Annotated in this window: 16 protein-coding genes and 2 pseudogenes; 13 read left to right on the plus strand and 5 right to left on the minus strand. The window is 69.0% G+C overall.

Annotated features, from left to right (window positions below):
* On the plus strand, positions 1-2,064 hold the full coding sequence (locus IEZ15_RS21425; RefSeq protein ID WP_189278953.1) for a PQQ-dependent sugar dehydrogenase: 2,064 nt from the start codon (positions 1-3) through the stop codon (positions 2,062-2,064).
* Positions 2,065-2,096: 32 nt separating this feature from the next.
* Here the strand turns inward: IEZ15_RS21425 and IEZ15_RS21430 are convergent, their stop codons facing one another.
* Both IEZ15_RS21430 and IEZ15_RS21435 read right to left on the minus strand, forming a co-directional pair.
* Positions 2,097-3,896, minus strand: a complete 1,800-nt coding sequence (locus IEZ15_RS21430; protein WP_189279016.1) for an AMP-dependent synthetase/ligase — start codon at positions 3,894-3,896, stop codon at positions 2,097-2,099.
* Between the two features lie 349 nt (positions 3,897-4,245).
* On the minus strand, positions 4,246-5,148 hold the full coding sequence (locus tag IEZ15_RS21435; protein WP_189278954.1) for a LysR substrate-binding domain-containing protein: 903 nt from the start codon (positions 5,146-5,148) through the stop codon (positions 4,246-4,248).
* Between the two features lie 118 nt (positions 5,149-5,266).
* On the opposite strand from IEZ15_RS21435, the gene IEZ15_RS21440 reads away from it, so the two are divergent.
* Positions 5,267-6,295: a bile acid:sodium symporter family protein gene (locus IEZ15_RS21440; RefSeq protein ID WP_189278955.1), complete on the plus strand. Its 1,029-nt coding sequence runs from the start codon at positions 5,267-5,269 to the stop codon at positions 6,293-6,295.
* Between the two features lie 98 nt (positions 6,296-6,393).
* On the opposite strand, the gene fdhD is transcribed toward IEZ15_RS21440, so the two are convergent.
* The 3 genes and pseudogenes from fdhD to IEZ15_RS47095 all read right to left on the minus strand — a co-directional run.
* Positions 6,394-7,242 carry a formate dehydrogenase accessory sulfurtransferase FdhD gene (gene fdhD / locus IEZ15_RS21445; protein WP_189278956.1) on the minus strand — a complete coding sequence of 283 codons (849 nt, stop codon included), beginning with the start codon at positions 7,240-7,242 and terminating at the stop codon, positions 6,394-6,396.
* A 5-nt stretch (positions 7,243-7,247) separates the two neighbouring features.
* Positions 7,248-7,403 (minus strand): annotated as a pseudogene (locus tag IEZ15_RS21450) (2Fe-2S iron-sulfur cluster-binding protein); the annotation flags it as partial.
* A pseudogene (locus IEZ15_RS47095) lies at positions 7,396-7,659 on the minus strand (ketopantoate reductase family protein); the annotation flags it as partial. The pseudogenes IEZ15_RS47095 and IEZ15_RS21450, both read right to left, overlap by 8 nt.
* A 98-nt stretch (positions 7,660-7,757) precedes the next feature.
* Between IEZ15_RS47095 and IEZ15_RS21460 the strand changes: the two are divergent.
* The 11 genes from IEZ15_RS21460 to IEZ15_RS21510 all read left to right on the plus strand — a co-directional run bounded on the left by IEZ15_RS21460 (position 7,758) and on the right by IEZ15_RS21510 (position 22,742).
* Complete coding sequence (locus tag IEZ15_RS21460; RefSeq protein WP_114247664.1) at positions 7,758-8,708, plus strand: beta-ketoacyl-ACP synthase III; 951 nt, start codon at positions 7,758-7,760, stop codon at positions 8,706-8,708.
* Positions 8,709-8,772: 64 nt separating this feature from the next.
* Positions 8,773-9,450, plus strand: coding sequence for a GntR family transcriptional regulator (locus tag IEZ15_RS21465; protein WP_189278957.1), 678 nt, complete (start codon positions 8,773-8,775; stop codon positions 9,448-9,450).
* A gap of 155 nt (positions 9,451-9,605) precedes the next feature.
* Positions 9,606-10,391: a DeoR/GlpR family DNA-binding transcription regulator gene (locus tag IEZ15_RS21470; protein WP_189278958.1), complete on the plus strand. Its 786-nt coding sequence runs from the start codon at positions 9,606-9,608 to the stop codon at positions 10,389-10,391.
* 30 nt (positions 10,392-10,421) lie between these two features.
* Positions 10,422-11,081 (plus strand): NUDIX domain-containing protein, encoded by a 660-nt coding sequence (locus IEZ15_RS21475; protein WP_189278959.1) that lies wholly within the window; start codon positions 10,422-10,424, stop codon positions 11,079-11,081.
* Positions 11,082-11,290: 209 nt separating this feature from the next.
* Positions 11,291-12,472, plus strand: a complete 1,182-nt coding sequence (locus IEZ15_RS21480; protein ID WP_189279017.1) for an ROK family transcriptional regulator — start codon at positions 11,291-11,293, stop codon at positions 12,470-12,472.
* Positions 12,473-12,613: 141 nt separating this feature from the next.
* Positions 12,614-14,140: a sugar ABC transporter ATP-binding protein gene (locus tag IEZ15_RS21485; protein ID WP_114247669.1), complete on the plus strand. Its 1,527-nt coding sequence runs from the start codon at positions 12,614-12,616 to the stop codon at positions 14,138-14,140.
* Entirely contained in the window at positions 14,137-15,186 is a 1,050-nt protein-coding gene (locus IEZ15_RS21490) for an ABC transporter permease (protein WP_114247670.1), read from the plus strand. Before IEZ15_RS21485 ends, IEZ15_RS21490 begins: the two co-directional genes overlap by 4 nt.
* 100 nt (positions 15,187-15,286) lie before the next feature.
* Positions 15,287-16,324 carry a substrate-binding domain-containing protein gene (locus IEZ15_RS21495; protein ID WP_114247671.1) on the plus strand — a complete coding sequence of 346 codons (1,038 nt, stop codon included), beginning with the start codon at positions 15,287-15,289 and terminating at the stop codon, positions 16,322-16,324.
* A 68-nt stretch (positions 16,325-16,392) separates the two neighbouring features.
* Positions 16,393-17,631, plus strand: coding sequence for a Gfo/Idh/MocA family protein (locus IEZ15_RS21500; RefSeq protein WP_189278960.1), 1,239 nt, complete (start codon positions 16,393-16,395; stop codon positions 17,629-17,631).
* A 12-nt stretch (positions 17,632-17,643) separates the two neighbouring features.
* Entirely contained in the window at positions 17,644-18,648 is a 1,005-nt protein-coding gene (locus tag IEZ15_RS21505; protein ID WP_189278961.1) for a sugar phosphate isomerase/epimerase family protein, read from the plus strand.
* Between the two features lie 365 nt (positions 18,649-19,013).
* The gene (locus IEZ15_RS21510; protein WP_229846022.1) at positions 19,014-22,742 is read left to right on the plus strand and encodes a ThuA domain-containing protein; all 3,729 of its coding nucleotides are present in this window, start codon (positions 19,014-19,016) and stop codon (positions 22,740-22,742) included.
* Positions 22,743-22,842 lie beyond the last annotated feature (100 nt).

A 22,842-nucleotide genomic window follows, 5' to 3' on the forward strand; every position in this document is an offset into this window, starting at 1 on the left:
ATGAAGGCCAGCACACTCACCACGTTACGAGGAAGAGTGGCCGCGCTCGCGGTCATGCTGCTCTGTACCGGCCTGGTGCAGGCGGTGCCGCAATCCGCCTCCGCGGCGGCCACCCGGTACGAGGCGGAGTCCGCGACGATCGTCCAGGGCGCCGCCGAGTCCAATCACTCCGGCTACTCCGGGACAGGCTTCGTCAACGGCGACAATGTCGTCGGCAGCTATGTGGAGTTCACTGTCACCGCGGCCTCTGCCGGGACCGGACAGATCGCCATCCGGTACTCCAACGGCACGACGGCCGGTCGGCCCGCGGATGTCGCCGTGGGCGGCACGGTCGTCTCGGCCGCCCGCGCCTTCAACGCCACGGCCGACTGGAACACCTGGGCCACCTCCACCCTGACCACCCCGGTCAAGGCAGGCAGCAACAAGATCCGGCTGACGTCCACGACGGCCAACGGGCTGCCCAACCTCGACTACATCGACTTCGCGGTCACCTCATCGGACACACAAGCACCCACCCCACCCGGCCGGCCCAGCTGCTCGGCGATCACCGAGGACAGCCTCACGCTGAACTGGGACGCCGCCACCGACAACGTGGGCGTTGCCGCGTACGACATCTACGAACACGGCAACAAGTTCGCGGAGGCGACGGGCACCGCCACGACGAAGAACCTGACCGGGCTCAGCCCCAATACCACGTACAACATCACATTGTTCGCGCGTGACGCGGCCGGCAACGTGTCGTCGGTCAGCCCGATCGTGGACTGCACCACCCTGCCCGGCTCCGACACCACCGCGCCCTCGGCACCCGGCACCCTGTCAACCTCGGGCCTCACCGCGAACAGCATCGTCCTGAGCTGGGGAGCGTCGACGGACAACAAGGCCGTCACCGCCTACGAGGTACGCAGCGGCAGCACTGTCTACAAGACCGTGACCGGTACCCCGCCGGCCACCACGACCACCCTCACCGGGCTCGCCTGCGCCAGCCCGTACACCTTGGACGTCGTTGCCAAGGACGCTGCGGGCAATGTCTCGCCGCCGAGCAACACGGTCACCTTCACCACCGCGGCCTGCGCCACCGACGGCGGCGTACCGTCGAGCATCGCCACCGTCTCCACCGGCTGGTCCATCCCCTGGGGCACCTACTGGATGCCCGACGGCAAGACAGCGCTGGTGACCGAACGGGACAGCTTCAAGGTCTTCGAGGTCACCCCCGGCGGCACCAGGACCCAGGTCGGTGCAGTGCCGGGCGTCGTCACGACCAACGGTGAGGGCGGCCTGCTCGGCGTCGCCGTCGACCCCAAGTGGTCCACCAACCACTACGTGTACTTCATGCACACCGCGTCCGAGGGCAACCGCGTCGCCCGCATGACATACGACGGCAGCTCGCTCGGCGGATACACGGTCCTGCTCCAGGGGATCAAGAAGAGCAGGTACCACAACGGCGGACGGCTCGCCTTCGGCCCCGACGGCTACCTGTACGCGTCGACCGGCGAGGCCCAGACCCCCGACCTCGCGCAGGACAAGGACTCGCTCAACGGCAAGATCCTCCGGATGACCACGGACGGCAAGGCCGCCCCCGGCAACCCGTTCGGCAACTATGTCTACAGCTACGGCCACCGCAACCCGCAGGGCCTCGCCTTCGACGGCAAAGGACGCCTGTGGGAGGCGGAGTTCGGCGACAGCAAGAAGGACGAACTCAACCTCATCAAGCCGGGCAACAACTACGGCTGGCCCGTCTGTGAGGGCAGCTGCTCCACCGCCGGCATGACCAACCCGAAGAAGACCTGGAACGTCTCCGAGGCCTCGCCCAGCGGGATCGCCATCGTCCGCAATGTCATCTACATGGCCGCGCTGAAGGGCGAACGGCTGTGGCGGGTGCCGATCACCGGGGACACCGAGAACCTCGGCACGCCGACCGCGTACTACGTCGGTACGTACGGCCGACTGCGCACGGTCACCAAAGTGCCCGGCCAGGACCAGCTCTGGCTCTCCACCACCAACTGCGACAACAACGGAGGCGAACCGGACGGCGCGGACAAGCTGTTCCGCATCTCGATCACCTAGCAGGCGCTCAACCGCTGAGGCACGGCCGTGCCTCAGCGGTACAGCGCGTCGACCTCCGCCGCGTACGCCGTCTCGATCGCCTTGCGCTTCAGCTTCAGGGACGGCGTGAGCAGACCGTGCTCCTCGCTGAACGGATGCGCCAGAATCCGGAACGTACGGATCGACTCGGCCTGCGACACTGCTGTGTTGGCGGCCACCACCGCGCGCCGGACCTCCATCTCCAGGTCCGGATCCCGCACCAGATCCCCCGGCCGCATGGGCGGCCGCCCCTGCATGGACAGCCAGTGGTCCACCGACTCCTGGTCGACCGTGACCAGGGCCGCGATGTACGGTCGGTCGTTGCCGACCACGATGCACTGCGCGACCAGCGGATGTGCCCGCACCCGCTCCTCCAGACCGGCCGGCGAGACACTCTTGCCGCCGGACGTCACCAGGATCTCCTTTTTCCGCCCGGTGATCGTCAGATAGCCGTCCTCGTCGAGCGCCCCCAGATCCCCGGTGGCCAGCCAGCCGTCGCGCAGTACCGCGTCGGTGGCCTTCGGGTCGCCGAGATAGCCCGCGAACACATTGCCGCCGTGCACCCACACCTCGCCGTCCTCGGCGATGTGCACGGTGGTGCCGGGGATCGGCTGCCCGACCGTGCCGTACCGGGTGCGCTCCGGCGGATTGGCGGTGGCCGCCGCGGTCGACTCGGTCAGCCCGTACCCCTCGTACACGGTGACGCCCGCGCCTTCGAAGAACAGCCCGAGCTGCCGCTCCATCCCCGAACCGCCGGACATGGCGTGCCGGATCCGGCCGCCCATCGCCTCGCGCACCTTCTTGTACACGACCTTGTCGAAGAACTGGTGCTGCATCCGCAGCCCGGCCGACGGCCCTGGACCGGTCCCGAACGCCCGTGCCTCCGTCGCCGCGGCGTACTTCACCGCGATGTCCACGGCCTTGTCGAACGGTCCGGCCCGGCCCTCCACCTCGGCCTTGCGCCGGGCAGCGTTGAAGACCTTCTCGAAGATGTACGGCACCGCCAGGATGAACGTCGGCCGGAACGACACCAGGTCCGGCATCAGGGCCTTCGCCGACAGCTCCGGCTGATGGCCCAGCTTCACCCGGCCGCGGACCGCCGCGACCTCGACCATGCGGCCGAAGACATGCGCCAGGGGCAGGAAGAGCAGGGTCGCCGCCTCGTCACCCGGCTTGGAGCGGAAGACCGACTTCCAGCGGGCGGCCATGGTGTCCGTCTCGAACATGAAGTTGGCATGAGTGGTCACGCAGCCCTTGGGGCGTCCCGTCGTGCCCGAGGTGTAGATGATGGTCGCCACCGACTCGGGCGTCACCGCGCGCCGGTGGCGGTGCACCACCTCGTCCTCGACACGGGCGCCCGCGTCGACGAGCTCGGCCACCGCGTCGGCGTCCAGCTGCCAGAGCCGCTTGAGCCGCGGCAGTCGGTCGATCACCGACGCGACCGTCATCGCATGGTCCTCGTGCTCGACCACGATGGCGGACACATCGGCGTCGTGCAGCATCCAGAAGACCTGTTCGGCCGAGGATGTCGGATAGACCGGTACGGACTGGGCGCCGACCGTCCACAGCGCGAAGTCGAGGAGCGTCCACTCGTAGCGCGTACGCGACATCAGGGCCACCCGGTCGCCGAATCTGACGCCGTGCGCGATCAGCCCCTTGGCGAGCGCCAGCACCTCATCGCGGAACGTTGCCGCAGTGACGTCCTGCCAGCGTCCGCTCGCGTCTTTCCGGCCGAGCGCGACCCGGTGCGGATCTTCGTCGGGGTAGTCGAACACCACATCGGCCAGCCCGCCTACAAGGGGCGCGGCCGCCATGGGTGGGACAGTGAACTCGCGCAATGACCTGCTCCTTGTGGCGCTCCGCACAGCGCCGTGACGCTACCCCACCGGGCGGCGCGGCGGGAGGGTCCCGTAACGGCGGACAACGTGGCATATGCACAGGTCAGCCACCGAAATCCGGCCAGATGGGCAAGGCTCGGGCGTGGCTGAGACCGCGGAGTAAGAGGCCGACGCCGGAATCTCCACCGAATCTGTACGCCGCTGTCACTTCCGTTTCGAGCGGGTGCGAGGGTATTGGTCCGCAGACGGGCCCGCGCATGCCCGACCCGGCCGGGTCGGTCGCGGAACTGCGACTGCCGTCCATTCTCCCCGTGCCGGCGTGCGGTCATGCGCCATCCCGGCCACTGATCGAACCGATTGCGCCGACACCGCGGATCAACCGGTCGCCGCCCGCCAGGATCGCCGCCGCCAGGGCGTCCGCGGCCTCCTGCGCCCCGTCCCGGCGGCGGCCGTGCAGCAGGACGAAATCCACATCACCCAGCTCCGGCAGACCCGCTCTGGCCGGCACCGGCGCCAGACCCGGCGGGATCAGCCCCCGGCTGTGAGCCATCACGCCCAGGCCCGCATGGGCCGCAGCGATCAGTCCGCTGAGGCTGGTGCTCGTACACGCGACCCGCCATGACCGGCCGTGCTCCTCCAGGACCTCCAGAGCACGGGCCCGGGTGATGCCCGGCGGCGGGAAGAGGATCAGCGGAACCGGACGGTCCGGGTCGATCCGCAGTTGCGGTGCGCCGATCCAGGTCAGCGCGTCCTGCCAGACCAGCTCGCCGTGCGTGTCGCCGACGCGCCGCTTGGCGAGCACCAGATCGAGCCGGCCCGCGGCCAGCCGCTGGTGCAGCGTCCCGGAGAGCTCCACCGTCAGCTCCAGCTCGACCTCCGGGTGGTCACGGCGGAACGACTCCAGAATCTCCGGCAGCCGCGTCAGCACGAAGTCCTCGGAGGCCCCGAACCGCAGCCGCCCGCGCAGCCGGGTGCCGGTGAAGAAGGTCGCGGCCCGCTCATGGGCCTGAAGAATCGTCCGGGCGAAACCGAGCATCGCCTCACCGTCCACGGTGAGATCGACCCGGTGCGTGTCCCGGGCGAACAGCTGCCGCCCCGTCGCATCCTCCAGGCGCCGCACATGCTGGCTCACCGTGGACTGCCGCACACCCAGCCGGCGGGCCGCCTGGGTGAAGCTCAGTGTCTGGGCGACGGCGAGAAAGGTACGCAACTGCGCGGGGTCGTACATGGAGCCAGGCTATCGCTAATCGTGATGACAGTGAGAGTGGTATGCCGGATTCCCGATCGCGGTGGTCAAGAGCAGGATGGAGCGGGCACGACCAGAACCAAGAGAACATGTGGAGCACATGAGCCGCCGCACCCTGAAACTGCCGTCCTGGCTGCCGGTCGACCCGTACATCCTGGCGCTGATCGGCACGGTCGTGCTGGCGGCGACACTGCCCGCGTCGGGGACCGCCGCCGATGTGGCGGGCGGTGCCTCGACCGGAGCCGTCGCCTTTCTCTTCTTCCTGTACGGCGCCCGCCTCTCCACCGCCGAGGCACTCGACGGCCTCAAGCACTGGCGGCTCCACCTCACTGTCCTCGTCTGCACCTTCGTGGCGTTCCCGCTGCTCGGTCTCGCGGGCAAGGGGCTGGTTCCGTACGTTCTGACGCCGCAGCTCTACAGCGGCTTCCTCTTCCTGTGCCTCGTCCCCTCGACGATCCAGTCGTCGATCGCCTTCACCTCGATCGCCCGCGGCAATGTGCCCGCGGCGATCTGTGCGGGCTCCTTCTCCTCGATCGCCGGAATCTTCCTCACGCCGCTGCTCGCCGCCGCGCTGCTGGGTAACGACGGCGGTGGATTCTCGGCCGATGCGCTGCTGAAGATCGGGGTCCAGCTGCTGCTGCCGTTCGTCGCCGGGCAACTGCTGCGCCGCTGGATCGGTGGCTTCATCACCCGCCACAAGAAGGTCCTCGGCCATGTCGACCGAGGCTCGATCCTGCTCGTCGTCTACACGGCGTTCAGCGAAGGCATGGTCGCGGGCATCTGGCACCAGGTCACCCCGGCCAGGCTCGGAGCGCTGCTCGCTGCCGAGGCTGTGCTGCTCGCGCTGATGCTCGCGCTGAGCTGGTACGGGGCGAAGCGGCTCGGCTTCGACCGTGGGGACCGGATCGCCATCCAGTTCGCCGGCTCGAAGAAGAGCCTGGCCTCCGGGCTGCCGATGGCGAGCGTCCTGTTCGGGGCGCAGGCGTCCCTCGCCGTACTGCCGCTCATGCTCTTCCACCAGATGCAGCTGATGGTGTGCGCGGTGATCGCCAAGCGCCGCTCGCGCGATCCGCAGGAGGAGAACCGGGAGAACGGTGCGGTGTCACAGGAGCCCGTCACGGTGAGCTGACGGTGCGCCCGGAGCCCCGCCCGGGGTGGGACCGGCCGGCCGCAGGGGGCGCTCCCGGCCGACCGGATCCCTGACCCGTGCAGGACGGGCGAGGCGCCTCAGCCCCGGCCGACCGTCGCCTCCAGGGCAATGCGGTGCTCACCCGCGTACACGTTCATGGAAGGACCCCGCAGAAAGCCGACCAGGGTCAGTCCGGTCTCGGCCGCCAGATCGACTGCGAGGGACGACGGCGCCGAGACCGCCGCGAGCATCGGGATCCCGGCCATCACCGCCTTCTGGGCCAGCTCGAACGAGGCCCGCCCCGAGACCAGCAGAATCGCCCGGGACAGCGGCAGCCGGCGGTCGGTCAGAGCCCGGCCGACGAGCTTGTCGACCGCGTTGTGCCGGCCGACGTCCTCCCGGACGTCGAGCAGCTCACCCGTCTCGGAGAACAGTGCTGCCGCGTGCAGACCCCCGGTCCGGTCGAAGACCCGCTGCGCGGCGCGCAGCCGGTCGGGGAGAGCGGCGAGCAGGGCGGGCTCGACCCGGACCGGGGGTGCGTCGGCGATCGGATGCCGGGTGGTGGTGCGCACCGCATCGAGGCTCGCCTTGCCGCACAGCCCGCAGGACGACGTGGTGTACACATTGCGTTCGAGTGTGATGTCGGGGACCGGGACGCCGGGGGCGAGCTTCACGTCCACGACGTTGTACGTGTTGACGCCGTCCGCCGTGGCCCCGGCACAGTAGACGATTCCCTGCACCTCGGAGCCGTCACCGATCACGCCCTCGCTCACCAGGAAGCCCGCCGCCAGTGCGAAGTCGTCGCCCGGCGTGCGCATCGTGATGGCGAGCGGCTTGCCGTTCAGCCGGATCTCCAGGGGCTCCTCGGCGACGAGCGTATCGGGGCGCGTCGAGACGGCCCCGTCCCGGATTCGGATGGTGCGGCGGCGCTCGGTGACCCGTCCCATAGCGGTTAAACCCGATTCTGTGCGTGTTGGAAGCCGAACCGGCCCTTGATGCAGAGGTTGCCATGGGTCACCGGATTGTCGTGCGGAGAGGTGACCTTGACGATCTCATTGCCCTGCACATGGAGTGTGACATTGCAGCCGACACCGCAGTACGCGCACGCGGACGCCCTCACGGCGCATTGCGGCCAGATGCGGGCCGCGGGCGATGAGGTGGACCTCGGCGCCGGTGCGGTGGAGCGCGGCCCCGACATGGACGCCGATGGCACCGGCGCCGACAACTGCGACTCTCACGGGGCTCTCCGTTCGGCGAGTGGACCGAGGATTGGACCGAGCGAAGGAACAGGAGACGACGCCAGTCGACAGAATATTGTCTGCAGTATGCTTTCTGGGAGGTCGGCGCTGTTGCCAAGCCTCCAATGACCGAGCGGTAATCCTGTGGGATCACGTGCCCCTGTACCGGGCAGTAGCGACCAAGACTGGATGGTTCCTGCATATGTAGCGAGGGGATCTTGTACATGACCGGCTCACGTGTCGTGGCGCTCGGCCACTATCAGCCCGCCAAGGTGCTCACCAACGACGATCTGGCGGCCATGGTGGACACCAGCGACGAGTGGATCACCAGTCGCGTCGGCATCAAGACCCGCCATGTCGGAGGCCCTGACGAGCCGGTGGACGAGATGGCCGCGCACGCGGGGGCCAAGGCGCTCGCCGCGGCGGGGCTGCAGCCCGCCGAAGTCGATCTGGTTCTTGTCGCGACCTCCACCGCGATCGACCGTTCACCGAGCATGTCGGCCCGGGTCGCCGCCCGGCTCGGCATGGGCTCGCCCGCGGTGATGGACATCAACGTCGTCTGCTCCGGCTTCACGCACGCCCTCGCCACCGCCGACCACGCGATCAGGGCGGGCGCGGCCGAGAGCGTCCTCGTCATCGGCGCCGACAAGATGGCGGACATCGCGGACTGGACCGACCGCAGCACCTGTGTCCTGCTCGGCGACGGAGCCGGTGCGGCGGTCGTCGTCGCGGAGCCGGACGGCGGTGACCGGCCCGGGATCGGCCCCGTGCTGTGGGGTTCAGTGCCGGAGATGGGGAACGCGGTGCGGATCGAGGGGACGCCCCCGCGGTTCGCGCAGGAGGGGCAGTCCGTATACCGCTGGGCCACCACGCAGCTGCCGCCCATCGCCCGCAGGGTGTGTGAAAAGGCCGGTGTCGCCCCCGAGGATCTGGCCGCGGTGGTACTGCATCAGGCCAATCTGAGGATCATCGAACCGGTCGCCAGGAAGATCGGTGCGGTCAACGCGGTCATCGCCCGGGATGTCGTGGATTCCGGCAACACGTCCGCGGCGTCCATTCCGATGGCTCTGTCCAAGCTGGTGGAGCGCGGTGAGGTCCACAGTGGCGAGCCGGTGCTGCTTTTCGGCTTCGGCGGGAATCTCTCGTACGCGGGTCAGGTGATCCGCTGTCCCTGAGGGGCGTTGCGCTCGGTAGACTGTAGACGATAAGCAATTGCTCGTCGTGCGGAGGGGGATCGGGATGTTGTCCACAGGGCTGCCGCAAGGGGCTGTACCGAAGCTGGAGCGGCCCGGTCCGCTACGCGAGCGCGTGTACGAGGCGCTGCTCGAGCTCATCACGACGCGTGCGCTCCGTCCCGGCCAGCATCTGGTCGAGAGCGAGTTGGCCGGCCATCTCGGAGTGTCCAGGCAGCCGGTGCGGGAGGCGTTGCAGCGGCTGAACACCGAGGGCTGGGTCGATCTGCGGCCCGCCCAGGGTGCGTTCGTCCATGAGCCCACCGAGGAGGAGGCGGACCAACTGCTCTCGGTCCGCACCCTCCTGGAGGCCGAGGCCGCCCGTCTTGCCGCGGCCAACTCCGGCGCCGCCGGGATCGCCGCGCTGGAGGAGCTCTGCGCCAAGGGCGAGCAGGCCGTCGCCGACGACGACGTGGACCTGGCGGTCGCCACCAACGCGGCCTTCCATGCCAAGCTCATGGAGCTGGCGGGCAATGTCGTCCTCTCCGAACTCGCCGGGCAGGTGGACCGCCGGGTGCGCTGGTACTACACCCCGGTGGCACGCCGGCGCGGCACCCAGTCCTGGATCGAGCACCGCTCGCTCATCGCGGCGATCTCCGCGCGCGACGAGCAGCGGGCTGCGGAGATCATGCGGGCGCACACGGAACACACGCGAAAGACGTACCACCAGCGCGAAGAGAGCTAGCGCGCGGCCGGACAGGTCGAACGGCGTCATGAGGGAAGGGTCTGGGCTTTGAGCCCAGGCCCTTTTCCGGGTTCCGCGCCGTCCTGGTTCCCGGAGCCGTTCGGTTTTCTCACATCCGGATGTTCAATCGGACATCGATGTGTTAGAAATGAGTCATGGGTGTCGCCAATCGTCTGGACCTGACCCTGCGATTGGTGCAGGGCTCCGACCGGGTTTCCGTGTCGGAGCTCTCCCATCGCCTGGGGGTCTCCGAAATGACCGTCCGCCGGGATCTCGACGCACTGGAGCGGCAGGGGCTGGTGCGCAGGGTGCACGGCGGTGCGGTCGCCACGCGTGCACGGGAGGAGGGCGCGGGCTTCTGTGCCCGTGAGCCGTGGCAGGCCGCCACGAAGGACCGACTCGGTGCGGCCGTGGCCGCGATGGTGGAGCCGGGATCCCGGGTGCTTCTCGACGCGGGCACCACCACCGTGCACGTCGCTGAGCACCTGGCCGAACGGGCGCCCCTGACAGTGGCGGTGGTCAGTCTTCAGGCCGCGGTCCGCCTGGCGGACCGGCCGGGGATCGAACTGCTGATCGTCGGCGGCCGGTCCCGCCCCGGTGAACAATCGCTGGTCGGCCCGCTGGCCCTTCGCACCATCGAGGCGCTGGCCTTCGACTGCTTCGTACTGTCCATCGGCGGTGTGCACGCCGAATACGGCTGGTCGGAGTTCTCGCTGGACGACGCGGCCGTCAAGCAGGCCGCGCTCGCGCAATCGGACCGGACCATCGCCGTCGCCGACGCGACCAAACTCGGGGTGCGCGCGTTCAGTCAGGTCGCCGCCGTGGGCGCGGTGGACGTGTTCGTCACCGACAGCGCGGCCCAGGACGCCGCCACCCACCCCAATGGCCCTCTGACGCTGTCCGCCCTGCGCGATGCGGGTGTCCACACCGTCCTGGCCTGAGAACCGGATCCACCGCGAGGAGCGCACATCATGACCGCAGGCCTGGACACCCCCGACCGCCGCGGACGCACCGGTCTGGACCGGCACGGCCGCGACCTGACCGGCAATCCACGGGTGCGCATCAGTGATGTGGAGGTGCTGTCCTGCGACTGGTACGTCCTGCGCAGGACGACCTTCGACTATCAGCACAGTGACGGCCACTGGAGCCGGGAGCAGCGCGAGACCTACGACCGGGGCGACGGAGCCACGATTCTGCTCTACCACCCCGGTCGCCGCACCGTTCTGCTGACCCGTCAGTTCCGGCTGCCCGCCTACGTCAACGGGCACCACGACGGGATGCTGATCGAGACCGCCGCCGGGCTGCTCGACGGCGACAGCCCCGAGGAAGCCATCCGCAGGGAAGCGGCCGAGGAGACCGGACACCTCGTCGGCACTCCCGAGCGGGTCTTCGACGTCTACATGAGCCCCGGCTCGGTCACCGAACGCCTGCACTTCTTCGCCGCCCCCTACCGTTCGACGGAAGCCACCGCCGGTGCGCACGGGGTCGCGGCCGAGGGTGAGGACATCGAGACCGTGGAACTCCCCTTCGAGGAGGCTCTCTCCATGATCCGCTGCGGGGCCATCGCCGACGCCAAGACCATCATGCTGCTCCAGTGGGCGGCCCTGGACGGCCCGTTCCGGCACCGCTGACTTCCGGCCCGGACCACTCCGGTACGCGCCCCGAACGTCACCCGCGCCGGTGGCCGGACCATGACCCGGCCGAACGGCTTTGTCCTCGGTGTGGAGAAAGTTGTAGTGGATTCCTGCGCAACTTCTTCCCACTCCGGGCAACCGCTGCTACGTTCCCCTCGAAAGCCCGACGGACAGGCCGATGTGGCGGGGAGGGGCGCGTGAGACGTATGACGGCACGACCCGCGAATGCGCATCAGGCGCGACTGCTCAGGCTGTTGCGCGACGGCGGGCCCAACTCACGGGCACAGCTGGGGGATCAGGTCGATCTCTCCCGCTCCAAGCTCGCCGTCGAGGTGGACAGGCTGCTGGAGACCGGACTCGTCGTGGCCGACGGACTCGCCGCATCCCGCGGAGGACGCCGCTCGCACAACATCCGGCTCGCCCCGCAGCTGCGCTTCCTCGGCGTCGACATCGGTGCCACATCCGTCGATGTGGCCGTCACCAACGCCGAGTTGGAGGTCCTGGGTCACCTCAACCACCCCATGGACGTACGCGAAGGGCCCGTCGCCATCTTCGAGCAGGTGCTGTCCATGGCGGCCAAGCTCCGGGCCTCCGGGCTCGCCGAAGGTTTCGACGGCGCGGGCATCGGCGTACCCGGACCGGTCCGCTTCCCCGAAGGGGTACCGGTCGCACCGCCGATCATGCCCGGCTGGGACGGCTTCCCGGTCCGCGAGGCGCTCAGCCAGGAACTGGGCTGTCCCGTCATGGTCGACAACGATGTGAACCTGATGGCGATGGGGGAGCAGCACGCGGGCGTCGCACGCTCCGTGGGCGACTTCCTCTGCGTCAAGATCGGTACGGGTATCGGCTGCGGCATCGTCGTCGGCGGCGAGGTTCACCGCGGTACGACGGGCAGCGCCGGAGACATCGGCCACATCCAGGTCGAACCCGATGGGCGCGCCTGCGCCTGTGGCAACCGGGGCTGTCTGGAAGCCCACTTCAGCGGTGCCGCGCTCGCCCGCGACGCCGAGGACGCGGCGCGCGCCGGGCAGTCGGCGGAACTGTCGGGCCGGCTGGAGGCGGCCGGAAAGCTCACCGCCGCCGATGTGGCCGCCGCCGCGGCCGCCGGTGACGCGACCTCGCTCGACCTGATCCGCGAAGGCGGCAACCGGGTCGGCCAGGTCATCGCCGGACTCGTCAGCTTCTTCAATCCCGGACTGGTGGTGATCGGCGGCGGTGTGACCGGCCTCGGTCACACGCTCCTCGCCAGCGTCCGGACCCAGGTCTACCGGCAGTCGCTGCCGCTGGCCACCGGCAACCTTCCCATCGTGCTGGGCGAGTTGGGACCGGCCGCCGGAGTGATCGGCGCCGCCCGCCTCATCAGCGACCACCTGTTCTCACCGGCCTGACCCTCGGGCCGGCAGAACATCGGCACAGTCCGGAAACACCCGCACCACCGCACCTGGTACAGCCTTGCCCGCTCACCGGCCTTCCCCAAGCTCTCGACTGCGCTCGAGCAGGGGAGAACCCACTCGCCGAGGGGATTTGTCATGGCACCGGAACCACCCCTGCTCACCATGTCCGGCATCACCAAGTCGTTCCCCGGAGTACGCGCCCTCGACGGCGTGGACCTGGAGGTCCAGGCCGGCGAAGTCCACTGTCTGCTCGGGCAGAACGGCGCCGGCAAGTCCACCCTCATCAAGGTGCTCGCCGGGGCCCATCAGCCCGACGGCGGCGAGATCACCTGGCGCGGAGAACCGGCCGCGCTCAAGTCGCCCATCGCCGCAATGCGCCTCGGCATCGCCACCATCTACCAGGAACTCGACCTGGTCGAGGGCCTGTCGGTCGCCGAGAACGTCTTCCTCGGCCATGAACCCACCACCGCCCGCTTCGTCGTCCGCACCCGCGAGGGCCGCACGGCGGCCGCCGCACTGCTGAAGCGTCTCGGCCACCCGGAGATCGATCCGGCCAGGGCGGTCGGTGAACTGTCCGCCGCCCAGCAGCAGATCGTCTCCATGGCGAGGGCGCTCTCCCACGACGTACGGCTCATCGTGATGGACGAGCCGTCCGCCGCACTCGACCCCGACGAGGTCGACAACCTCTTCCGTATCGTCGCCGCCCTCACCGCCGACGGGGTCGCCGTCGTCTACATCTCGCACCGCTTGGAGGAGATCCGCAGGATCGGCGACCGGGTGACGGTGCTCAAGGACGGCCGGGCCGTCGCCGTGGGGCTGCCCGCCAAGTCCACACCGACACGAGACATCGTTGCCATGATGACCGGCCGCAATGTCGAGTACGTCTTCCCGCCGCGCACCACGGACAGCGCGGGAGCGGCAGCGGCGGAGCCGGTACTGAAGGTCGAAGGGCTGGCCAGGAAGGGCGAATTCGACCCGCTGGACCTTGAGCTGAGGCCCGGCGAGATCGTCGGCCTGGCCGGACTTGTCGGATCGGGGCGCTCCGAGATCCTGGAGACCGTCTACGGCGCCCGCAAGCCGAGCGCCGGACGGGTCACCGTTGCCGGCAAACAGCTCCGGCCCGGCAGCGTCCGCGCGGCCGTCGCCGCAGGCATCGGCCTCGCCCCCGAGGAACGCAAGGCGCAGGCCCTGCTGATGCTCGAGTCCGTCACCCGCAATGTCTCCGTCTCCTCCATGTCCCGCTTCTCCAGAGCAGGTTGGATCGACCGGGGGGCCGAGCGCCGAGCGGCCCGCACCGCAACCCGCGAGCTCTCCCTGCGCCCCGACAACCCGGACACCCCCGTCCGCACGCTCTCCGGCGGCAATCAGCAAAAGGCCGTCCTGGCCCGCTGGCTGCTGCGCGGCTGCCGGGTGCTGCTGCTCGACGAACCGACCCGCGGTGTCGACGTCGGCGCCCGCGCCGAGCTCTACGCCGTGATCCGCCGGCTGGCCGACGAAGGCCTCGCCGTGCTGCTCGTCTCCAGCGAGGTGCCCGAAGTATTGGGCCTCGCCGACCGGGTGCTGGTGCTCCGCGAGGGCCGCGTCGTGCATGCGGCGGACGCCCGGGAGCTCGACGAGCACCGCGTACTCGACCTAGTGATGGAAGGGAGCCCGACGTCATGACGCAGCCCGTTTCCTCGGCGCAGCAGAGCGGGCCGGACAAGGGGGCCGCCCCCGCCCCGGTCGCCGAACCCCGTAAGAAGGACGGACCTTCGCGCACCTTCGGCCTGCGCGCGGACGTCCGTAACCTCTCGCTCCTCGGCGTTCTCGCCGTACTCGTTGCCGTCGGCGGATTCACCGAGCCCGATGCCTTCCTGGACACCGGGAACCTTCAGCTGATCCTGACCCAGTCGTCCGTCATCGGCGTCGTCACCGTCGGGATGACCTTCGTCATCACCAGCGGCGGCATCGACCTGTCGGTCGGTGCGATGGTCGCGCTCGCCTCCGTCTGGGCGACCACGCTCGCCACCCAGGAGTACGGCTTCGCAGGGATTCTGTTCACCGCCGTGATCGTCGGACTCGGCGCCGGGCTGGTGAACGGGGTGCTCATCGCGTACGGCCGGATGGTGCCGTTCATCGCGACGCTGGCCATGCTCGCCTCGGCCCGCGGGCTCGCCCTCCAGATCACCGACGGCAAGACCCAGATCGTCACCGTCAAGTCGGTCCTCGACCTGGGCCTGCCCGACTCGTACGTCCTCGGCATCCCGCCCCTGGTCATGATGTTCGCCGCGGTGACCGTCATCGGCTGGCTGGTGCTGAACCGCACGACTTTCGGACGGCGTACGGTCGCGGTCGGCGGCAACGCGGAAGCGGCCAGGCTGGCCGGTATCGACGTACGACGGCAGCGGCTCTGCCTCTATCTTCTCTCCGGGCTGTGCTGCGGCATCGCCGCCTTCATGCTGATCATCCTTTCCGGCTCGGGACAGAACACCAACGGCAATCTGTACGAGCTCGACGCCATCGCCGCCGCGATCATCGGCGGCACCCTGCTCAGCGGCGGACGCGGCACCATCGTCGGCTCCGTGCTCGGTGTCCTCGTCTTCACCACCATCACCAACATCTTCGCTCTCAACAATCTGCAGAGCGACGTCCAGCAGATCGCCAAGGGCGCGATCATCGTCGCCGCCGTCCTGGTCCAGCGCCGCACATCGGCGCACGGGGAGACCTGAGCCCCCGGGCGCACTCCCGGCAGCTCCGCTTCTCCATCCCGCCCACCGCCCCGTATGCCATATGTGACATGTCACGCACCGGATGAAGGGTTTGACAGCCATGCCAGAAACCAGCCGCAGAGGACTGCTCTTCGGCACCGCAGCCGTCTCCGCGGGCGCCCTCCTCACCGCCTGCACCAGCAATGAGCCCAAGAAGTCGGAGACCGCGCAGAGCAATCAGCCCGCCGCCGACGATAAGCCCGGCAAGCCCGTCACCATCGGCTTCGCGGGTCCGCAGGCCGACCACGGCTGGCTCAACGCCATCAACGAGAACGCCAAGTCGCGGGCGGCGAAGTACTCCGAGGTGACCCTGGAGATCACCGAGGGCTCCAACGACACCGCCGCCCAGATCGGCCAGGTCAAGACCCTCATCAACAAGAAGGTAGACGTCCTCGTCATCCTCCCCGCCGACGGCAAGGCGCTCACCCAGGTCGGTCTGGAAGCGATGAAGGCGGGTATCCCCGTCGTCAACCTGGACCGGATCTTCGCCTCGCCGCAGGCGTACCGCTGCTGGGTCGGCGGCGACAACTACGGCATGGGCCTCAACGCCGGTACGTACATCGGCGAGCAGCTCAAGGACAAGGCGAACGCCAAGGTCGTCGAGCTGGCCGGCATCGACAACCTGGAGCTCACCAAGCAACGCAGCCAGGGCTTCGCCGACGCGCTGAAGAACTACCCCAACATCAAACTGGTGGCCCGTCAGGCCGCCGATTTCACGGTCGAGTCGGGCCAGGCGAAGATGGCCCAACTCCTGCAGGCGCAGAAGAAGTTCGACGCACTGTGGAACCACGACGACGACCAGGGCGTGGGCGCGCTGCGCGCCATTCAGCAGGCGGGCCGCGACGAGTTCCTGATGGTCGGCGGCGCCGGTGCCAAGTCCGCGATGGATGCCATCAAGGCCGACAACAGCGTGCTGAAGGCCACCGTTCTCTACCCGCCGACGATGGCCGCGTCCGCCATCGACCTGGCCCGCGCCCTCGGACAGGGCAAGGGCATCGGCGGCCTGGCCGAACTGGAGATCCCCACCAGTCTCACCCTCTACTCGGCCGTGGTCACCAAGGAGAACATCGACCAGTACCTGCCGACGGGCTTCAGCTGATCCGCCCCGCAGGAGGGTGCTGACCCTCCTGCCGCACCCATCGAACGACCGACGAGGAGGAAGCCCGGATGGCCCGTAGGGAAGAGACGGATCAGGAGGCCGCAGCGCCGCCGACGTATCGGCCGATGACGAGTGCGCCGACGCTCGGAGTCGGCATGGTCGGATACGCGTTCATGGGCGCCGCCCACTCGCAGGGGTGGCGCACAGCGGGACACGTCTTCGAGCTGCCGATGAAACCGGCTCTCGCCGCGATCTGCGGACGCGACCGGGCAGCGGTCGAGGCGGCGGCCGCCCGCCACGGCTGGGCGGCGGCGGAGACCGACTGGCGGGCCCTCATCGCCCGGGACGATGTGCAGATCGTCGACATCTGCACCCCCGGCGACAGCCATGCCGAGATCGCCATCGCCGCCCTGGAGGCGGGCAAACACGTGCTGTGCGAGAAGCCGCTCGCCAACACGGTCGCCGAGGCCGAGGCCATGACCGAGGCAGCGGAGCGCGCGGCGGGCCGCGGTCAGGTGGCGATGGTGGGCTTCAACTACCGCAAGGTGCCCGCGATCACCTACGCCCGGCAGCTGATCGCCGAGGGGAGGATCGGCGCCCTGAGGCATGTCCGCGCCACCTACCTCCAGGACTGGCTCGTCGACCCCGATTCCCCGCTCACCTGGCGGCTGAAGCGGGAGCACGCAGGCTCGGGAGCGCTCGGCGACCTGGGGGCGCACATCGTCGACCTGGCCCAGTATCTGGCGGGGGAGCTGCTGGTCGGGGTGTCGGCGGTCAGTGAGACGTTCGTACGGGACCGGCCGCTGCTCGGCGGTCCGTCGGCCGGGCTCTCCGGCACCGCGGACTCGGCCGCGCGAGGAGCGGTGACCGTCGACGACGCGGCCCTGTTCACCGGCCGGCTCGCCTCCGGGGCGCTGGCCTCGTTCGAGACGACCCGGATGGCGGCCGGTCGGAAGAACGCGCTGCGGCTGGAGATCAACGGGCAGCGCGGCTCGCTCGCCTTCGATCTGGAACGGCTCAACGAGCTGTCCTTCCATGACCACACCGAACCCGCCACCACGGCAGGGTTCCGGCGCATCCTCGTCACCGAACCCCAACACCCCTACCTGGAGGCGTGGTGGCCGCCGGGCCACGCCCTGGGCTACGAGCATACCTTCATCCACCAGGCCCGTGACCTGGTGCGGACGATCGCCGAAGGGACCGCTCCCGCACCGTCGTTCGCCGACGGACTGCAGGTGCAGCGGGTGCTCGCAGCCGTGGAGGAGAGCGCCGAGAAGAACTCCGTACACACCCCCGTAGTTCTCTAGGAGGTCCTGCGCATGCCCCGTCCCTTCACACTCTTCACCGGCCAGTGGGCCGACCTGCCGCTGGAGGAGGTCTGCCGGCTCGCCCGGGACTTCGGGTACGACGGGCTCGAACTCGCCTGCTGGGGCGACCACTTCGAGGTCGACAAAGCTCTGGCCGACCCCGGCTATCTGGACGGGAGGCGGCAGCTGCTCGACAAGTACGGACTGAAGTGCTGGGCGATCTCCAACCACCTCGTCGGCCAGGCCGTCTGCGACAACCCGATCGATGAACGGCACCAGGGGATCCTCCCGGCGCGGATCTGGGGCGACGGTGAACCCGAAGGGGTGCGCCGACGGGCCGCCGAGGAGATCAAGAACACCGCCCGCGCGGCCGCCGCCTTCGGGGCGCGTACCGTCATCGGCTTCACCGGCTCCTCGATCTGGCACCTGGTCGCGATGTTCCCGCCCGTCCCGCCGCAAATGATCGAACGGGGTTACGAGGACTTCGCCGAGCGCTGGAACCCGATCCTGGACGTCTTCGACGCGGAGGGCGTGCGGTTCGCCCACGAGGTGCACCCCAGCGAGATCGCGTACGACTACTGGACCACGCACCGCGCTCTGGAGGCCGTCGGCCACCGGGCCGCGTTCGGGCTGAACTTCGACCCCAGCCACTTCGTCTGGCAGGACCTCGACCCGGTCAATTTCCTGTACGACTTCCGGGACCGGATCTACCACGTGGACTGCAAGGAGGCCCGCAGGCGGCTGGACGGCCGCAATGGTCGCCTCGGCTCCCATCTGCCATGGGGCGACCCGCGGCGCGGCTGGGACTTCGTGTCCGCCGGGCACGGCGATGTGCCGTGGGAGGACGTCTTCCGGATGCTCCGGTCCATCGAGTACGAGGGGCCGATCTCCGTCGAGTGGGAGGACGCGGGGATGGATCGGCTGGCGGGGGCGCCGGAAGCGCTTGCCACGCTGAAGCGGTATGACTTCGAGCCGCCGTCGGCCTCGTTCGACGCGGCGTTCGGGGGCGGGGACTGACGGGTCCTTCCGGGGCGCTGCTCCCGGATTCCGCTCCTCGATCGCCGAGAACCAGGCTCGTCCGGCGATTGAAGGGTCCGGGGCGGAGCCCCGGTTCGGGAGGGGTGGGGCGGGGGAGAGCCTGCCGCCACCCTGTGCTCACCCCTGCCCTCATCCCGCTTTGTCCTGGCGCAGGAAAAAGTTCAACAAGACCGCTGCGTAAGGGCTTTCCGTCCCGGACGAACAGGTCTACCGTCCCCAACGTGTTCATGACATGACCTCGGTCACCGGCGCCACACAGGCCCCGCATGACCTGCGCGGCAGTCCCTGCGCAGAACGGCACGGCAGCACCCGCCCGTACAACCGGCACTCTCCGGAGGACACTCGTGCACAGAACCAGAACCAGAAGCAGGAGCAGAACGCGGCTCCGCGTCCGTAAATCCCTCGCGCTGCTCACCGGCGGACTGCTCGCGGCGGCCACCCTCGCCCTGGGCGCCTCGCCCGGAGCCGCCGCGGCAGGACCGTCCTCGCCGGCCGCCGCCGACGCGGCGGCCGAGGACTTCCAGCAGGTCACCCTCGCCAAGGGTGCGGCCGAGACCGGCGAGCCCATGTCGCTGGCCGTGCTCCCCGACCGCAGCGTGCTGCACACCTCGCGCAACGGCGAGCTGCGGATCACCGACAGCGCCGGCAATACCAAGGTCTCCGGTGTCCTCCCCGTCTACTCGCACGACGAGGAAGGCCTCCAGGGCGTCGGCATCGACCCCAAGTTCAGTGAGAACCGGGCGATCTACCTCTTCTACGCACCCCCGCTGGACACCCCCGCGGGCGACGCCCCCGAGACCGGGACCGCCTCCGACTTCGCCAAGTTCGACGGAGTGAACCGGCTGTCCCGCTTTGTCCTCGAGGAGGACGGCACCCTCGACCTGGCCAGCGAGAAGAAGGTCCTCGACGTCAAGACGTCGCGCGGCATCTGCTGCCACGTCGGCGGCGACATCGACTTCGACGCCCAGGGCAACCTGTATCTGTCCACCGGCGACGACTCCAACCCGTTCGCCTCCGACGGCTACACCCCCATCGACCAGCGCCCCGACCGCAACCCGGCGTTCGACGCCCGGCGCACCTCGGGCAACACCAACGACCTGCGCGGCAAGATCCTGAGGATCAAGGTCGCCGACGACGGCTCGTACACCATTCCGGACGGCAACCTCTTCGCGCCGGGCACGGACAAGACCCGCCCCGAGATCTACGCGATGGGCTTCCGCAACCCGTTCCGTTTCAGCGTCGACAAGGCCACCGGCATTGTGTACGTCGGCGACTACGGGCCCGATGCGGGCGCGGCCGACCCCAAGCGCGGACCGGCGGGACAGGTCGAGTTCGCCCGGGTCACCAAGCCGGGCAACTTCGGCTGGCCGTTCTGCACCGGCGACAACGACCCGTTCATCGACTACGACTTCGCGACGAAGACCTCCGGCGCCGCCTTCGACTGTGCGGCCCCGAAGAACACCTCGCCGCACAACACCGGTCTGGTCGACCTGCCCGCGGCGCAGCCCGCGTGGATTCCGTACGACGGCGGCTCCGTGCCCGAGTTCGGTACCGGATCGGAGTCCCCGATGGGCGGCCCGGTCTACCACTACGACCCCGACCTCGACTCCCCGGTGAAGTTCCCCGAGGCGTACGACGGGGACTTCTTCGCCGGAGAGTTCGGCCGGCGCTGGATCAAGCGCATCGAGCAGGACGGCGACGGCACGGTCAAGTCCATCAACAACATCCCCTGGTCAGGCACCCAGGTGATGGACATGGCCTTCGGCCCCGACGGGGCGCTGTACGTCCTGGACTACGGCCTCGCCTGGTTCGGCGGCGACGAGAACTCCGCCCTCTACCGCATCGAGAACGCCACCGGTGGCCGTTCACCCGTCGCCGAGGCGGCGGCCAACAAGACATCCGGCACCGCACCGCTGAGGGTGCAGTTCTCCTCCGCGGGCACCACGGACGGTGACGGCGACGCGCTCACGTACGCCTGGGACTTCGGCGACGGCGGAACCTCCACGGCCGCCAACCCGACGTACACGTACAAGAAGAACGGCACCTACACCGCCACCGTCACGGCCAAGGACCCCACCGGACGCACCGGCGCGGCAAGCGTCCATGTGGTCGTGGGCAACACGGCACCCAAGGTGAACCTGGAACTCCCGGGCGACGGCCAGCTGTTCAGCTTCGGCGACAACATCCCGTTCAAGGTGACCGTCACCGATCCCGAGGACGGCACGATCGACTGCTCCAAGGTCGAGGTCCGCTTCGTCCTCGGCCACGACAGCCACGGACACCCCATCACCACCGCCAACGGATGCTCCGGCACGATCAAGACCGCCGTCGACGGAGGACACGACCCGAACGCCAACATCTTCGGAGTCATCGACGCCTCCTACACCGACAACGGAGGCGGCGGCCAGGCCGCGCTGTCCGGGCACGACCAGTCGCAGCTCCAGCCCCGCCACCGGCAGGCCGAGCACTTCACCTCGTCGTCCGGCATCAAGACGTACGACAAGGCGGCCGCCCACGGCGGGAAGACCGTCGGCGACATCGACAACGACGACTGGATCGCCTTCAAGCCGTACATCCTCGACGGAACCACCAAGCTCACCGCCCGGATCTCGTCCGGCGGGGCGGGCGGCTTCCTCGAAGTACGGTCGGGATCCCCGACCGGCGCGATCCTCGGCTCCGCACCGGTACCGGTGACCGGCGGCTGGGAGACCTTCCAGGACATCGACGTACCACTGCGCGGCGTTCCCAAGAAGGCCACCGAACTCTTCCTCGTCTTCAAGGGAGGTGCCGGAGCGCTGTACGACGTCGATGACTTCGAGCTCTCCAACAGCGCCCCCGACCGGACCGCCAAGCGGGTCCTGGTCTTCTCGAAGACGGCCGGTTTCCGACACGATGCGATTCCCGACGGCGTCGCCGCGCTGAAGGAGCTCGGCAAGAACAGCAACATCACCGTCGACGCGACCGAGGAGGCCGGCCAGTTCACGACCAGCAACCTGGCGCGGTACGACGCCGTCGTCTTCCTCTCGACAACCGGTGATGTGCTCAACGCCGAGCAGCAGAAGGCGTTCGAGAACTATGTGACCACCGGTGGCGGCTACATGGGCGTCCACGCGGCGGCGGACACCGAGTACGACTGGCCGTTCTACGGGGAGCTTGTCGGCGCGTACTTCGCCGGACACCCCGCCATCCAGCCCGTCACCGTTCGCGTCGAGGACCACAAGCACCCGGCGACCGCACACCTCGACGACGCCTGGAACCGGACCGACGAGCTGTACAACTACCGCACCAACCCGCGCGGGAAGGTGAAGGTGCTCGCCACACTCGACGAGACGACCTACACCGGCGGCACCATGAAGGGCGACCACCCGATCACCTGGTGCCAGAGCTACCAGGGCGGCCGCTCCTTCTACACCGGCCTCGGCCACACCAAGGAGTCCTACGCCGAACCGGACTTCCGCGGGCTTCTTCTCGGCGGCCTGCGGTACGCGGCCGGCCAGGTGAAGGCCGACTGCAAGCCCGACACCGGCTACCGGTCGATCTTCAACGGCAAGACGCTCGAAGGCTGGAAGCAGGCCGGCCCCGGAAAGTTCGGCATCGTTGATGGTGAACTGCGCTCCGAGGGCGGCATGGGTCTGCTCACCTACCAGGCCAAGGAACTCGGGTCGTACTCGCTCAAGCTCGACTGGAAGATGGAGGGCGACGACAACTCCGGTGTCTTCGTCGGCTTCCCGGAGTCCGACGACCCCTGGTCCGCGGTGAACAACGGCTACGAGGTCCAGATCGACGCCACCGACGCGCCCGACCGCACCACGGGCTCCGTCTACACCTTCAAGGCGGCGAACATCAAGGCCCGTGACCAGGTCCTGCGGCCTCCCGGCCAGTGGAACAGCTACGAGATCAAGGTCCAGGGCGAACGTCTCCAGGTCTTCCTCAACGGAGTGAAGATCAACGACTTCACCAACACCGATCCGGTACGGAGCCTGAAGGACGGCTACATCGGCATCCAGAACCACGGTGCCAATGACCATGTGTCCTTCCGCAACATCCAGTTGAAGGAACTGCCCTCGGCGTAGGGCGCACTCCGGCCGACGGCGGGCGGGAAGGACATCCTCCCCGCCCGCCGTCACCACCCGATCCCGTCCCCTCGTCGCACAGCGCCACTTGCTCTGCCCA

The organism is Streptomyces atratus, assembly GCF_014648655.1.
Lineage (GTDB): Bacteria > Actinomycetota > Actinomycetes > Streptomycetales > Streptomycetaceae > Streptomyces > Streptomyces atratus.

Excerpts from the sequence above, each read along its gene's own strand:
- IEZ15_RS21425 (WP_189278953.1), top strand. The coding sequence starts at position 1 with ATGAAGGCCAGCACACTCACCACGTTACGAGGAAGAGTGGCCGCGCTC.
- IEZ15_RS21430 (WP_189279016.1), bottom strand. The coding sequence starts at position 3,896 with ATGGCGGCCGCGCCCCTTGTAGGCGGGCTGGCCGATGTGGTGTTCGAC.
- IEZ15_RS21435 (WP_189278954.1), bottom strand. The coding sequence starts at position 5,148 with ATGTACGACCCCGCGCAGTTGCGTACCTTTCTCGCCGTCGCCCAGACA.
- IEZ15_RS21440 (WP_189278955.1), top strand. The coding sequence starts at position 5,267 with ATGAGCCGCCGCACCCTGAAACTGCCGTCCTGGCTGCCGGTCGACCCG.
- fdhD (WP_189278956.1), bottom strand. The coding sequence starts at position 7,242 with ATGGGACGGGTCACCGAGCGCCGCCGCACCATCCGAATCCGGGACGGG.
- IEZ15_RS21460 (WP_114247664.1), top strand. The coding sequence starts at position 7,758 with ATGACCGGCTCACGTGTCGTGGCGCTCGGCCACTATCAGCCCGCCAAG.
- IEZ15_RS21465 (WP_189278957.1), top strand. The coding sequence starts at position 8,773 with ATGTTGTCCACAGGGCTGCCGCAAGGGGCTGTACCGAAGCTGGAGCGG.
- IEZ15_RS21470 (WP_189278958.1), top strand. The coding sequence starts at position 9,606 with ATGGGTGTCGCCAATCGTCTGGACCTGACCCTGCGATTGGTGCAGGGC.
- IEZ15_RS21475 (WP_189278959.1), top strand. The coding sequence starts at position 10,422 with ATGACCGCAGGCCTGGACACCCCCGACCGCCGCGGACGCACCGGTCTG.
- IEZ15_RS21480 (WP_189279017.1), top strand. The coding sequence starts at position 11,291 with ATGACGGCACGACCCGCGAATGCGCATCAGGCGCGACTGCTCAGGCTG.
- IEZ15_RS21485 (WP_114247669.1), top strand. The coding sequence starts at position 12,614 with ATGGCACCGGAACCACCCCTGCTCACCATGTCCGGCATCACCAAGTCG.
- IEZ15_RS21490 (WP_114247670.1), top strand. The coding sequence starts at position 14,137 with ATGACGCAGCCCGTTTCCTCGGCGCAGCAGAGCGGGCCGGACAAGGGG.
- IEZ15_RS21495 (WP_114247671.1), top strand. The coding sequence starts at position 15,287 with ATGCCAGAAACCAGCCGCAGAGGACTGCTCTTCGGCACCGCAGCCGTC.
- IEZ15_RS21500 (WP_189278960.1), top strand. The coding sequence starts at position 16,393 with ATGGCCCGTAGGGAAGAGACGGATCAGGAGGCCGCAGCGCCGCCGACG.
- IEZ15_RS21505 (WP_189278961.1), top strand. The coding sequence starts at position 17,644 with ATGCCCCGTCCCTTCACACTCTTCACCGGCCAGTGGGCCGACCTGCCG.